Here is a 15,074-nt window from a genome sequence, read left to right on the forward strand (position 1 = left end):
GAGTATGTTAAATGAAATAATTGCCATCTATGCTATCACGGATGACTTGTTGAAAGCGATTGGACATGATGAAGATAGTCGTAGAGTCATGAGTGATGCAGAAATTATCACAACTGCTGTATGTGCAGCGATGTTCTTTAATGGCAACCATAGTAAGGCTTGTACTTACATGAAAGAACATGGTTTGATTCCAAATATGTTAGATAAATCACGATTTAACAGGAGATTGCACGGAGTTTTTATGTTAATGAACGATTTATTTCATCAAATGGGAATGATACTGAAAGAAATTAGTGATGATATTGAGTATCTTTTAGACTCATTTCCAGTACCTATGTGTGATAACATCCGCATTTTTAATGTCAAGTTAATTGAGTCAGAAAAGTACCGGGGTTACATTGCATCGAAAAAAAGATACTTCTATGGTGTGCGAGTCCAATTATTAACAACTAAAACGGGAATTCCTGTGGAATTTGTATTTTTACCTGGGAGTGCCAATGATGTACGTGGGTTAAATGCCTTACCCCTAAATTTACCCCCAGGGAGCGAAATTTATGGCGATGCAGCTTACACAGATTACACGATTGAAGATGACCTAGAACACACGAGTCAAATTAGTTTGAAAGTGATGCGGAAACAAAAATCTAAACGTCCAGATCCTCCTTGGATTCAATATATAAAACAACATACTCGTCATTATATTGAAACCGTATTTAGTTCAATTACAAGTGATTTTCCCAAATCCATTCATGCTGTCACCTATCAAGGGTTTTTACTGAAAGTTCAGGCATTTATTTTTGCGTTCACTCTGCAAGAAGCATTTATCTAATCAGTTACTATTCATACTTGTAATTTCATTATTACTGACCGTCGCTTCTGCATTCCAGGAGTCAATTTTTGATGACTTTCTTTCCATTTGAATCTCTACCGGCTACTTGGGTTATTACTTTATTGACCCATTTATTTCCCAAACTTCACCCTAGCGTTCACGAAGTGCAGCGTAGCTATCGCTCTTCCTCATAACTAGCAACTTGGGTTAATTAGTAAATGACCTTAATTATAACATAAGAAATCAAACCAGATTACAATACTCACTACCAAAACCCCTCTTTGCGCTCTTAAACCTTTGCGACTTTGCGCCTTTGCGTGAGAAATAATATACTAAAAAATAAACAGTAAAAACCATGAACAAAGTCGGACAACCAGAACGGGAAACCCAGAACCGAGTCATCGCACTACTCACCCAAAAACTAGGTTATGAATACATAGGAAACTGGTACAACCGCGCAAACAACAGCAACATAGAAACCGACTTACTCACCGCATTTTTACGAGACATTCAAAAATACCCCCCAGAACTCATCAACAAAGCACTTCACGAACTAACAAAACACACCAACAACAAAACCCAAAACCTCTACAACATCAACAAAGAAATATACACCTTGCTGCGTTATGGTATCAAAATCAAACCCGAAGCAGGGGAAAACACACAAACCATTTACCTGATCAACTGGGAAGAACCCTTAAAAAACAGCTTTTATATCGCCGAAGAAGTCAGCATCAAAGGCGAAAACACCAAACGACCAGATATAGTTTTATACATTAACGGTATCGCTTTAGCAGTGCTGGAACTAAAACGTAGTACCGTACCAGTTTCCGAAGCAATACGCCAAAACTTAGATAATCAAAAATCAATATTTATTAAATCCTTTTTTAATACCATACAGCTAGTCATGGCAGGTAACGACAGCCAAGGACTACGCTACGGCACAATAGAAACCCCAGAAAAATATTACCTCACCTGGAAAGAAGACACCCACAGCGAAATTACAAACATCTTAGACAAACACATAATACAACTATGCGAAAAACAACGCTTTTTAGAAATTATCCACGACTTCACCTTATTTGATGGAGGTATTAAAAAAATCTGCCGTTCTCATCAATACTTAGGTATAAAATCCGCCCAAGAATATATCAAACGTCGAGAAGGTGGTATTATCTGGCACACCCAAGGCAGCGGAAAAAGCCTAACAATGGTCTGGTTAACCAAATGGATCAGAGAATACGACCCCAATGCCAGAGTATTAATCATTACCGACCGCGAAGAACTAGACGCACAAATAGAAAGTATATTTTTAGGTGTCAACGAAAACATCTACCGCACCCAAAGCAGTCAGGATCTCATTACCCAATTACAAAATACCAAATATTCATTAATATGTTCCTTAATTCATAAATTCGGGAAAAATAGCAGTAACGACGAATCCAAAGACTACCAAGAATTTATCAAACAACTAAAACGCCACCTCCCCCAAAACTTCCAACCCCAGGGAGAATTTTATGTATTTGTTGATGAATGTCACCGCACCCAGTCCGGCAAATTACATAAAGCAATGAAACAAATATTACCCGATGCTTTATTTATCGGTTTTACGGGAACACCATTATTAAAACAAGACAAACAAAAAAGCATCGAAGTTTTTGGTAACTATATTCACACCTATAAATTTAACGAAGCAGTAGCAGATCAAGTAGTTTTAGATTTACGTTATGAAGCTCGCAATGTAGAACAGTATATCACCTCCCAAAGCAAAATTGACCAATGGTTTGAAATTAAAACCAAACAATTAACAGAAACCGCAAAAGCAGAACTCAAAAAACGCTGGGGAACAATGCAAAAACTCCTCAGTTCCAAATCTCGACTAGAGATAATAGTCAAAGATATCATATTTGATTTTAGCACAAAAGACCGATTACAAAATGGTAAAGGTAACGCCATTTTAGTAGCTGGAGATATTTACCAAGCTTGTAAATATTATGAAATCTTCCAAAATGCCGGTTTTACCAAATGCGCCATAATTACATCTTATGATGGTTCACTGCAAAGCATCAAAGGAGAAACCACCGGTGAAGGAAAAACCGAGAAAATTCATCAATATGAAATCTATCAAAAAATGCTCAACGGACAAAAACCAGATAAATTTGAAACCCAAGTAAAAAATGACTTTATTCACCATCCTGAAAAGATGAAATTATTAATAGTCGTCAATAAACTGTTAACTGGTTTTGATGCACCCCCCGCAACTTATTTATATATAGATAAATCAATGCGAGATCATGATTTATTTCAAGCAGTTTGTCGAGTCAACCGTTTACATACCCCCGACAAAGAATATGGTTATATTATAGATTATAAAGACCTATTTAAAAACTTAGAAAAATCAGTTTCTGATTACACATCAGAAGCATTTAGCGAATATGATCAGGATGATATAAACGGCTTATTAACCGATAGATTAGAAAAAGGCAAAAACGACCTCGAAACCGCCAGACAAGCCCTAAAAGCCCTTTGTGAATCCGTAAACCCGCCTTATCATACACCAGATTATATTAAATATTTTTGTGGTAATACCCAAAACCCAGAAGATTTACAAACCACCGAACCCAGAAGATTAGTATTATATAAAAGTGTAGCTGCTTTAGTGAGAAAATACGCCAATATCGCCAACGAACTAGAAACCGCAGGATACACAACCAGAGAAATATTTGAAATTCAACAAGAAGTAAAACATTATCAAATTGTCTCAGAAGAAATTAAATTGGCAAGTGGTGATAAAATAGATTTTAAAGTCTATCAAAATGATATGCGTCACCTGATAGATAGTTATATTGGTGCAGCAGAAAGTCAAATTTTAGCCAACTTTGAAAATTTGACATTGGTGGAATTAATAGTTAATAATGGAGTGAGTGCAGTTAATAGCTTACCTCCAGGAATTAGAAATAATCAAACCGCTGTTGCAGAAACCATAGAAAACAACCTGCGGAAATTAATTATAGAACAAGAACCCACCAACCCCAAATACTTTGAGAAAATGTCAACTTTGTTAAATGAATTAATAGCAACCCGTCAAAACGAAACCGCAGCATATCAAGAATACCTACAGAAAATAGTCGCCTTAGCTAAACAAATTCACCAACCGAGTACATCATCAGCATATCCTGAAAGTTTAGACACACCTGCTAAAAGATCATTATATGATAATTTAGAGCAAAATGAACAATTAGCGTTAGATATAGATGCAGCAGTGAGGAATAGTAAACAAGATAGTTGGAGAGAAAATAAAATGAAAGAGAAGTTAATTAAAAACGCCATTAAGAAATATATCAAACCGGAAGATTTAGAAAGTATATTTGAGATAATAAAACAGCAAAGTGAATATTAAGGTAATTGGTAATTGGTAATTATTTATTCTCCTGACTCCTGACTCCTGACTCCTTTAAAAACTATGCAAACTTATCAAATAACCATCGGAGAATTAACCATAGATGTCGTCAGAAAAGACATAAAAAATCTACATTTGGCCGTTTATCCCCCCGATGGAAGGGTAAGAATTGCCACACCTTTACATATTAATGATGAATCTCTGCGATTATTTGTCATTGAAAAATTAGCATGGATAAAAAAACATCAAATTAAGTTTCAATATAATAATCAATCTAATTATCAAACCCAAAACACACCAGCAAAAATAGCATATTCATCAGGAGAAAATCATTATTTTCAAGGTAAAATCTATATATTAAACGTGATTGAAAAACCTGGAAATGCACAAATAGAAATTAGAAATAATACATATATTGATTTGTATATTAAACCAGGAAGTAATACAGAACAACGGCAAAAAGTCTTAAATTCTTGGTATCGTCAACAATTAAAAATACAAATTCCCCCATTAATAGCTAAATGGGAAAAAATCATAGGTGTAAATATTAACGAATGGGGAATAAAAGCCATGAAAACAAAATGGGGAACTTGCAATATACAAGCTAAACGCATTTGGTTAAATTTAGAACTCGCAAAAAAACCTATTCATTGCTTAGAATATGTAGTAGTGCATGAAATTACCCACCTGTTAGAACGCACCCATAACGCTAAATTTCAAGCTTTAATGGATCAATTTATGCCAAAGTGGCGAGAATATAAAAAAGAATTGAATAACAATAACTAACTAACTAATTTGTTACCAAAAACGTAACCAACCCAAACTTGTATTTAGACAATGCCAAACTATCAATAGGGGTTGAATCTCCCACATATCTTAGTAACTGTTAACTGTTAAAAGTTGACAGTAGATAATTGATTGATTTTTTTGAGGAGTGTACATTTTATGTCTAGAAAGATTTTATCAGCATCTTCCCTGCCAATCAAGAACCTGGGAAAAATACTCTATTCCACCTTATTAATATGTATGATATTTACCCTACCAGCATCAGCCGAAGAAAAAGCCAAATTATGGCGCACCTTAACCGTTAGCGGCAGTGGACTAGAAAGAATTGCTACCACCTTATCACAAGTTAGTTTAGGTGTAGAAGTGCAAGGAAAAACCGCCCAAGAAGTACAAAAAGAAGCCGCCCGCAGGTCATCCGCCGTAGTTGCCTTACTTAAAAGCCGCAATGTCGAGAAATTAGAAACCACAGGAGTGCGGCTAAACCCAGTTTATAGTTATACCAACAACGTCCAAAGAATTACTGGTTATGCTGCCAGCAACACCGTGAGTTTTCGCTTTCCCACCGATAAAGTCGGTACATTATTAGATGAAACGGTAAAAACCGGAGCAACCCAAATTAATGGTATTAGTTTTATCGCCACAGATGAAGCTATTAGCAACGCCCAAAAACAAGCATTAAAAAAAGCCACCCAGGATGCCCAAGAACAAGCTAATGCAGTTCTTGACACCTTGGGTTTTCAACCAAAAGAAATAGTTAGTATTCAAATTAATAATGCAAGTGCGCCCCCACCACCAATGTTACAACGGGCTGAAATTGCTAAAGCAAACTTCGCCGATGCTTCTACCCCCATAGTCGGCGGAGAACAAGAAGTACAAGCATCTGTTACTTTGCAAATTAGTTATTAGTCATGGGTAATTGGTAATTGGTAATGGGTAATTGGTAATTGGTAATTGGTAATTGGTAATTGGTAATGGGTAATTGGTAATGGGTAATTGGTAATGGGTAATTGGTAATGGGTAATTGGTAATTGGTAAGAATAAACTCTTGCCTTTTGCCTTTTGCCTTTTGCCTTTTTCTGTCCCCAGTCCCCAAAACAACTAAAAATTATCTGGAGACATATCGCCCATAGCACCCTCAGCATCACGCTTAGAACCGAGTAAGTCTAACTGTTCTACTTGAATCACAGGTTTGGAACGGTTAACACCTGTTTGGCGATCGCTCCAACTATCAAATTTCAAAGAACCTTTAACCCCAATTAAACTGCCTTTACGCACATAATTACCTGCTATTTCCGCAGTTTTGCCCCACAGTTCCAAATTAAACCAGTCCGGTTGATCACTATTGCGAGTTTTTCTATTAACCGCTAAAGTTAACTCACATTTAACCTTTCCCGACTCAAAATACCTGATATTCGGATCGCCACCTACCCGTCCAACCAGAGTGACAACATTAATGCTCATCGGTCTTACCTTAGTCTTAAATTATTGTTCAACTTAAGTATGATTGTACTGATTGATTTTTGATCCTATAATAACCAATTGTAAAAACCTTTAAAATATGTTAAGTAATTAACCATAATATATTACAGCAGTTTCGACGTGAATGAGGTACAAATTTAGATCACAAAACCTTACACCAAAAGGATTTTCAAGCTGATAGCTGACCGCTGATAGCTGAAAGCTGCTGTAATTTTCCCAGATGCTTTAAAAATTACTTGTCATCATCGCCAAAATTATACGGTTATACTTAGGGACTTGAGAAGAGAGAAAACAAGATGACTGCAACAGCCATCAACATTGACAAAAATTATAGAAAAAAATAGTCTGATTTACTGGAGTCAGGCAACGAAAGATCATAAAATCCAGGAAAATTAAATCTCACACTTATCATCAAATTCTTAGCGCATATAGGGGGCATAGATACGCGTGGGTCTTTTTCGGAACTTTCGCTCATCATGGGATATGGGTATCGACCTCGGTACAGCCAACACCCTAGTTTATGTATCTGGTAAAGGAATTGTACTACAAGAACCGTCAGTAGTTGCCATTGATCAAAATGAAAAAATAGCACTGGCAGTAGGAGAAGAAGCCAAAAAAATGCTCGGTCGGACACCGGGTAATGTAATAGCAGTCCGCCCTTTGCGTGATGGTGTCATTGCTGATTTTGAGACGGCCGAACTGATGCTAAAAAGTTTTATCCAGCGAGTAAATGAAGGTAAGTCCCTGATTTTACCACGGATAGTCATTGGTATACCCAGCGGCGTGACAGGAGTAGAAAGACGAGCAGTCATGGATGCAGCTGCTCAAGCCGGAGCTAGAGAAGTATACTTAATTGATGAACCAGTAGCAGCAGCCATTGGTGCTGGTTTACCAGTAGAGCAACCCACAGGTAACATGATCATTGATATTGGAGGAGGAACAACAGAAGTAGCTGTACTCAGTTTACAAGGAACAGTAATCAGCGAATCAGTACGTATTGCTGGAGATGAATTAACAGACTCAATTATTCAGTATATGAAAAAAGTTCATAACCTGGTAATTGGTGAAAGAACAGCAGAAGACATCAAAATTCGCATTGGTTCTGCCTATCCTACCGACGATGATCACGATGCGATCATGGAAGTCCGGGGTTTACACCTGCTTTCTGGACTGCCAAGAACAGTCACCATCAAAGGTCAAGAAATTCGAGAAAGTATGTTAGAACCATTATCAGTAATTATAGAAGCTGTCAAACGTACACTAGAACGCACCCCCCCAGAACTAGCAGCAGATATTATTGACAGAGGAATTATGTTAGCAGGTGGTGGCGCATTACTTAAAGGGATAGATACCTTAATTAGTCATGAAACAGGTATAGTCACTCATATTGCAGCAGATCCTTTAAGTTGTGTTGTATTGGGTACAGGTCGTGTGCTAGAAAACTTCAAGCAGCTAGAACGGGTATTCAGCGGACGATCTCGCAATATGTAGCCAAAAGCGAAAACAAGATAATGGATTCTGTAGCTATAAAATAATATAGCCACCATTATTTTAATATAGCAGTCAGCAGTCAGCACTCAGCAGTCAGCTTTTAAAACTCCTATCTGCTATACAGCAGATTGCAGAACAATGAGGCTTCGGCGTGAGCGTCAGCCGATAGCGTAGCGTGGCGTTCGTCATAGGGTACAAAATCTCAATTGAAACCTATGCACATTCGCCAGTTTTACCCCTGACTCCTGACTCCTGTAAGGGCGTTCGCGAAGCGTGCTGGAAGCATCAGCATTCGGGCAATCAATTGTCAATTTTTATCACAGGTTATTTTCCGAATGCTTCGCCCCTACGTCGCCCCTACGTCGCCCCTAGGACTCCTCACTTCTTAATTCTGCTCTATGTCAATCACTTATCAAATATAAACAGGCATAAATGTTTACGGCACGCCGTTGGTGGGAAAATAAGGGATTACAAATCGGTTTTTTAGCACTAGTCTTTGGTAGTGCTTGGACACTACGACATACTCAAGGGTCGCTAGTGATGGAGATATATCAAGGTATTGCCACTCCATTAAAGACGTTGCAGCCCAGGATAACTCCTGAAGATCGTCTCCGTGAAGCCAAGTTATTAGAATTGCAAACCCGGATAGTAGAGCTAGAAAGCCAAAATCAAAAACTACAAAGTTTATTGGGATACGTAGAGAAAGAACCACTTGCAAACCGCCCAATAGTAGCCAGGGTAATAGGCCGCAGTGCAGACCATTGGTGGCAGCAAGTAACTTTAAATAGTGGCACAAAAGCAGGAATTCAAGAAGGCTTTATTGTCCAAGCCGAAGGTGGCCTAATCGGTTTAGTAGAAAGTGTCACTCCCAATACTAGCCGAGTATTATTAGTTAGCGATCTGAAAAGTCAAGTAGGAGTCACCATTAGCCGTACATCTGCTAAAGGAGTTTTACGAGGTGATTCTTCCGGCGAAGGAGTGCTAGAGTTTTATGAAAAAGTCCCCAATGTCAAAGTTGGAGATTTAGTTTCTACCTCTACTTACAGTCAGAAATTTCCCGCTGGTGTACCAGTAGGCAGAATCAAATCTTTAGATTTAAAGAAACTCCCCACCTCAGTAGCCAAAGTTGAATTATTCCCACCAATACGCTATTTAGATTGGGTAACAGTATATCCAGGTCCAGAAAACCTACATTTAGAAAAACCAAACTAAGAGGTGACTGAGGAAGAGGTGATTGGTGACTGGTGACTGGGCAGGGGAGGCAGGGGAAGATTTATAACCCAATTACCAATTACCAATTACCAATTACCAATTACCAATTACCAATTACCAATTACCAATTACCAATCACCTTGAAAATTTAGCAAAACCATGAAAATTCCTGGATTTCCTGGCAGCACAAGCAATAAAGCAAGAAAGCCAGTCCGCAAATCCAAATCCTTAATTCCCCAACTAACAGATTGGCATCCCTGGCTACGTCAAGTCATGGATTGGACAGTGACATCTGGCTCTGTGCTGTTATGTTTACTGATGTTGCCAACCCGATTCCCAGGCATGGAATTATTGGGTATTGGACCTAACTGGTTACTAATTTGGGTAGTAGCTTGGAGTGTGAAACGCTCTATGCTTGCAGGTGCATTGGCAGGTATCATTTTAGGTTTACTACAAGATGCTTTGACAGCGCCTAACCCTTCCCATGCCATCAGTTTAGGAATTGTAGGAATGCTGACCAGCCTAATTCAAAAGCAACGTTTTATTCAAGAAGACTTTATTTCTATTGCTTTAATTGTCTTTGGCATGGCGGTAGTCTTAAATACTATTTTGGCATTGCAATTTTCTTTCATGGGTGGTAACTGTGGTGCAGAATGTTTCCGCAAAGCGGAAGACATCTGGATATATTACCAACGTGTGGCCTTAGCTTCTGCTATTCTTAGTAGTCTATGGGCTCCTGTGCTTTATTACCCTCTCAATCGTTGGTGGCAAAAAATGAAATTAATTCATAATTCATAAAACAGGGAACAGGAGGCAGGAGTTTTTTTATTTTGGATTTTGGATTTTGGATTTTGGATTGTTTTTGTTAACTCCAATCTAAAATCTAAAATCTAAAATCTAAAATTTTTTCCCAGTCCCCAGTCACCAGTCACCAATCACCTCTTCCCCAGTCCCCAGTCACAATGTCCTCAAATATGGTAAGTAGTGAATTGGATTTTGGATTTTGGATTGTTTTTGTTAACTCCAATCTAAAATCTAAAATCTAAAATTTTTTCCTAGTCCCCAGTCACAATGTCCTCAAATATGGTAAGTAGTGAATTTGATTCCCTGATGATGCAACGGTGTTTGCAATTAGCCCGGCGTGCTTTGGGACGCACTTCACCAAATCCATTGGTGGGGGCTGTGGTTGTCAAAGATGGGGAAATTGTCGGGGAAGGTTTTCATCCCCGTGCAGGTGAACCTCATGCCGAAGTTTTTGCCCTCCGAGCCGCAGGAGAAAAAGCTCGTGGCGCTACAATTTATGTCAGTCTCGAACCCTGTAACCACTACGGCCGCACTCCCCCTTGTTCTAAAGGCTTAATCAAAGCTGGTGTATCTAAGGTAGTTGTGGGTATGGTCGATCCTAACCCTTTGGTAGCCGGAGGTGGTATTGCTCGTTTACGTGATGCGGGAATAGAAGTAGTCGTAGGGGTCGAAGAAGAAGCTTGTCAAAAACTAAATGAAGGTTTTATCCATCGCATTCTCTACAAACGTCCTTTAGGCATTTTGAAATATGCTATGACCCTGGATGGCAAAATTGCTACTGATTCTGGTCATAGTGCTTGGATCTCAAATCCCGATGCCCGCAGCGAAGTACATCAACTCAGGGCAGCTTGTGATGCTGTCATTGTTGGTGGTAATACCGTTAGACAGGATAATCCTTATTTAACAACTCGTCAGCAAGAAGGACATAATCCTTTGCGGGTGGTGATGAGTCGCAGTTTGAATTTGCCAGAAAATGCCCGTCTGTGGGAAGTGGCGGAAGCTCCTACTTTGGTGTTAACAGCAGTGGGCAGTTCCCCAGATTTTCAAAAGATGTTGCTTAACAAAGGTGTGGAAGTGGTGGAATTTTCCTTGCTCACTCCAGATCATGTTATGGCTTATCTATATGAGCGCGGTTTTTGCAGCGTGTTATGGGAATGCGGAGGAACTTTAGCTGCAAGTGCGATCGCTCAAAATGCAGTCCAAAAAATTCTGGCTTTTATCGCTCCTAAAATCATTGGTGGTAGTCATGCTCCCACACCCGTAGGTGATTTAGGTTTTACTTCTATGACTGAAGCTATACCCCTAGAAAGAGTTAATTGGCGTGTCGTCGGTTCTGACTGTTTAGTTGAAGGTTATTTACCACAAAAAAGTCAGTAGAGGAAGGCAAGAGGCAAGAGGTAAGAGGCACAAGTTGATTAATTGTCCCTGTTCCCTGTTCCCTGTTCTCTATGACTGTTGACGTTCATAAGCAAGATCACGGATAAGACTTAGCCGAGCGCGGATGTAGTCACAAAGAAAATCAGTTTCATCGGGATTCAACAATGCTTGTTTTGTGGTTTGTTTGACTAACCACTGTACCAAGCTGGCATCGTCCAACTGCAAAAGTGTTACTGTTTGAGCAGCTTCAACTATAGACCAAAGCTGTCGCATAATTGTAGGAGTCATTAGACCTCTATTTAACCATTAGCTTAGTTGTTTCCAGATTACACAATTTCGATATTAGCTGAATGAATAAATGTACAAGTTGAGATAACTATTATTAAAGGCTTAACAAACTGATTTATATCTTGATAAAGTTTAAAAAATATTAATTATCAAAAATTAAGTTTACAATAGTTTACCTAACTTTGGATAAGCTTTATAGCTATTACTCATCAAATATTACCGTATCTAAATTCTAGATTATAGTTGTTGATTGTCCAATTGAAACAAAAGTTATTAAAACAACTGGGTCTAAAACCGGACTTTGCCCAAAGTTTGTGCAGCGGTGTATAAATCCCCGTAACAAAACTAACTCCTGCCTCCTGCCTTCTTGATGACATCAACTATATTGTCAATATTAAGCTGAGTCAGTCCCAATTTACTATAGTGAAACTACTGTAAATTGCCACTTAACTTGATCAAGTTAGTGTGAAATACAGCCATAAACACCAGTAACTTTACATAAATGGTCAAATCTAAAAATGACAAAAATATAAGTCTTCAGCTATCAGTAATCAGCTTTTACCTATAAGTGGACAGATGGCTGATAAAATTCGCGTTTTTAGCATTTTTCTGACTGCTGATAGCTGACAACTGAATGCTTAAACAACAATACAAATCTAGCTATATTTATTTATTGTGACATTAATCTCAGTTCAGACTCACTTGGTGAATAATAAATCTTATTATTGACAAAAAAGACAAAATCATAATTTATTATGCGAGAATTACTATCAAAACTGGGTTAATGATTTTCATAATTTCTGGATTGTCAAAAGCCTACTTAGGGGTTGCTGATAAAGTCCTTTTGTGAGGGAATAGGAGTCAGGAGTCGTAGGGGCGAAGTAGGGGCGAAGCATTCGGAAAATAACCTGTGATAAAAATTGATAATTTATCGCCCGAATGCTTCGCCCGTACAGGAGTCAGGAGAAGGTTGGAAAATTTCTTTGCTATCTCTCGAAATCCCAAAAAATGCACACTTTTTCAGGTATACCCTTGAAAATCCTTGCACTTTTTTCCTCTTTATCAGCCTCTAACCTTTGTTCTATCTGGGTTTTACGGTTATTCAGCAAACCCTACTTAAACTTCTGGATAATCAATCCAAAATCTAAAATCTAAAATCTAAAATCGAATGACTGGCAGTTTTCTGCTAATGAGTGCAATGGTTAAGCCTGAGAACAACTTGAACACCTTTAAAGAACTTTGCCAAACATCCAAGCAGATAGAATTTAGCACCATCGCTGCTTGTTGCTATAACAGTAAATATGGCAAACTTCTCCCAGATGCTTTTTACATTCACCTTTCCGCACTGCATACCCTGGATATCCAACTTCAGCAGTATGAAAGTTTAGCTCGCAGTGTTGCACCCCAAGCGGAACTGGCAACAATTGTTAAATTTAGCACTAATAAACCAAAGGTTTCTTACTTATTTTATCCTGATTTTGATACCGATGCTCATCCGGCTTTACATTCTAGTATTCAAGTTGATGTAAAAATTTTGACTGGTACTTTCAGAGATTATACAGATACAAATAATCCTCCTATTCTCCATCGAAAGGAGACTTTTGTTACTCCTGACTATCCTAGTTATGAAGAGTTTGCAGCTTTAACTCGCGCTCAAGAAACTTTAGGTTTACTCAATAATACTAGGGGTATTGGTACTCGGTTAGGTTGGGAAGAAAAGTTAAAAAGATACGGAGTAGAAATACAGGGACATACTTTAGTTAAAAAACAAGATCATGTTAATACAGATAATTTAATACCGAAAATAGAAAGACATAAAGCAGCTATTATTCGTCATGATTTTTCTCGACCTTTGCGTTTAGCTTTAGATGCTGGTTTGTTTTGTCCAGAAACCACATTTTTTGATTATGGTTGTGGACATGGTGGAGATATGCAGCGCATCGCAGATCAAGGTTATGTCAGCAATGCTTGGGACCCTTATTATTTACCAGACGCTCCCCGCATACCTGCGGATGTTGTCAATATTGGTTTTGTGATTAATGTGATTGAAGATCAAAGTGAGCGTAGGGAAGCGTTAATAAAAGCTTGGGAACTGACACAAAAAGTTCTGTTGGTATCTGCTCAGGTGTTAATATCTGACTCTCAAAAAGGTGTGATGGCTTATGGTGATGGGGTAGTTACTAGGCGTAACACATTTCAGAAATATTATGAACAAGAAGAATTAAAAGTTTACATTGATCAGGTTTTGGGAGTTGATAGTATTCCCATCGCGTTGGGAGTTTATTTTGTTTTTAGAGATCAAGCAGAAGCAGAGTTATTTCGCGCTTCTCGTTATCGTTCTCGCGCTACTACTCCCAAAGTTAGAGCTTGTATTCAAAAGTTTGAAGAACATCGAGAATTGTTAACACCGTTAATGGATTTTATGACGGAACGGGGTAGAATACCTGGTAAGGGAGAGTTAGCGCAAGAAGAGGAAATTTGTCAACATTTTAGTAGTTTAAGACGAGCTTTTCAAGTGATTATTAAAGCGACAGATTCAGAAGAATGGGAAGAAATTGCAGATAAACGTCGTCAAGATTTATTGGTTTATTTAGCATTAACAAAATTTAGTCATCGTCCCAGATTATCACAACTACCGCCATCAGTTCAAGAGGATGTTTTAGGATTATATAGTAGTTATAAACAGGCGTGTTTAGATGCGGATCAAATGTTAAGGAGTGTGGGAAATACAGAGTTAATTATTAAACGTTGTCAGGAAAGTAAAATTGGGAAAAAATTACCTAATTCTTTATGGGTTCATATTTCTGCATTACAAGCACTTGATCCTTTGTTACGATTATATGAAGGTTGCGCTAGTAGGACTATTGGTAGGTTAGAAGAAGCAAATGTGATTAAATTTCACTTGCAAACACCAAAGATTTCCTATTTGTTTTATCCTGATTTTGATCATGAACCTCACCCGACATTATATAGATCAATGAAGGTTGATTTACGGGATTTACAAGTTACATATAAAGAATATGATGTTGATGATGATCCGCCGCTATTGCATCAATTAGAAACTTTAGTAACTCCTGATTATCCATTATATGATAAATTGGTAAAATTAACGCTTCAGGAAGAGGAAAGAGGACTGTTAGAAGATTGGCAAAGTATTAGTCATCTTTCGGGATGGCAGAAATGTTTAAAGGAACATTTTACTGTGATTAAAGGATATAAATTACATTGGTGCAAGGATGCTGATCCTTATAAGTTGAAGTTGTTTAAAAATGCGATGAATAATCGGAAGAAGGAGCGAGAAAAGGAAATGGAAGTAGTGGAAAACGGTGATGTTGTGGGGATAGATGGTGATGGGAATTAGTTCTGGTTTTAGGGTGTGTTTGAAAAGATGGTTTATAATGAAAAAGT

11 protein-coding genes are annotated in these 15,074 nt (G+C 38.1%); 9 read left to right on the forward strand and 2 right to left on the reverse strand.

Annotated features, from left to right (window positions below; all coding sequences use genetic code 11):
- Window positions 1-4 precede the first annotated feature (4 nt).
- From K2F26_RS15600 to K2F26_RS15615, 4 genes are all read left to right on the forward strand, one after another.
- Window positions 5-829: an IS982 family transposase gene (locus K2F26_RS15600; protein WP_220608559.1), complete on the forward strand. Its 825-nt coding sequence runs from the start codon at window positions 5-7 to the stop codon at window positions 827-829.
- Between the two features lie 355 nt (window positions 830-1,184).
- Window positions 1,185-4,229, forward strand: a complete 3,045-nt coding sequence (locus K2F26_RS15605; protein ID WP_220608560.1) for a type I restriction endonuclease subunit R — start codon at window positions 1,185-1,187, stop codon at window positions 4,227-4,229.
- A gap of 63 nt (window positions 4,230-4,292) precedes the next feature.
- The gene (locus K2F26_RS15610) at window positions 4,293-5,015 is read left to right on the forward strand and encodes a M48 family metallopeptidase (protein WP_220608561.1); all 723 of its coding nucleotides are present in this window, start codon (window positions 4,293-4,295) and stop codon (window positions 5,013-5,015) included.
- Between the two features lie 159 nt (window positions 5,016-5,174).
- On the forward strand, window positions 5,175-5,921 hold the full coding sequence (locus K2F26_RS15615) for an SIMPL domain-containing protein (protein ID WP_220608562.1): 747 nt from the start codon (window positions 5,175-5,177) through the stop codon (window positions 5,919-5,921).
- A gap of 192 nt (window positions 5,922-6,113) precedes the next feature.
- On the opposite strand, the gene K2F26_RS15620 is transcribed toward K2F26_RS15615, so the two are convergent.
- The gene (locus K2F26_RS15620) at window positions 6,114-6,476 is read right to left on the reverse strand and encodes a single-stranded DNA-binding protein (protein ID WP_220608563.1); all 363 of its coding nucleotides are present in this window, start codon (window positions 6,474-6,476) and stop codon (window positions 6,114-6,116) included.
- A gap of 501 nt (window positions 6,477-6,977) precedes the next feature.
- Between K2F26_RS15620 and K2F26_RS15625 the strand changes: the two genes are divergently transcribed.
- The 4 genes from K2F26_RS15625 to ribD all read left to right on the forward strand — a co-directional run bounded on the left by K2F26_RS15625 (window position 6,978) and on the right by ribD (window position 11,378).
- Entirely contained in the window at window positions 6,978-7,985 is a 1,008-nt protein-coding gene (locus K2F26_RS15625) for a rod shape-determining protein (RefSeq protein WP_220608564.1), read from the forward strand.
- 432 nt (window positions 7,986-8,417) lie between these two features.
- Window positions 8,418-9,197, forward strand: coding sequence for a rod shape-determining protein MreC (mreC, locus tag K2F26_RS15630; protein WP_220608565.1), 780 nt, complete (start codon window positions 8,418-8,420; stop codon window positions 9,195-9,197).
- Window positions 9,198-9,356: 159 nt separating this feature from the next.
- Window positions 9,357-9,995, forward strand: coding sequence for a rod shape-determining protein MreD (gene mreD, locus K2F26_RS15635; protein WP_220608566.1), 639 nt, complete (start codon window positions 9,357-9,359; stop codon window positions 9,993-9,995).
- 273 nt (window positions 9,996-10,268) lie between these two features.
- Entirely contained in the window at window positions 10,269-11,378 is a 1,110-nt protein-coding gene (gene ribD, locus K2F26_RS15640) for a bifunctional diaminohydroxyphosphoribosylaminopyrimidine deaminase/5-amino-6-(5-phosphoribosylamino)uracil reductase RibD (protein WP_220608567.1), read from the forward strand.
- Between the two features lie 69 nt (window positions 11,379-11,447).
- Here the strand turns inward: ribD and K2F26_RS15645 are convergent, their stop codons facing one another.
- Window positions 11,448-11,666 (reverse strand): hypothetical protein, encoded by a 219-nt coding sequence (locus tag K2F26_RS15645; protein ID WP_220608568.1) that lies wholly within the window; start codon window positions 11,664-11,666, stop codon window positions 11,448-11,450.
- Between the two features lie 1,198 nt (window positions 11,667-12,864).
- On the opposite strand from K2F26_RS15645, the gene K2F26_RS15650 reads away from it, so the two are divergent.
- A complete protein-coding gene (locus K2F26_RS15650; protein ID WP_220611901.1) occupies window positions 12,865-15,027 on the forward strand; it encodes a DNA phosphorothioation-associated putative methyltransferase in 2,163 nt (720 codons plus the stop codon).
- Window positions 15,028-15,074 lie beyond the last annotated feature (47 nt).

The sequence above is a fragment of the Sphaerospermopsis torques-reginae ITEP-024 genome, assembly GCF_019598945.1.
Classification (GTDB): Bacteria; Cyanobacteriota; Cyanobacteriia; order Cyanobacteriales; family Nostocaceae; genus Sphaerospermopsis.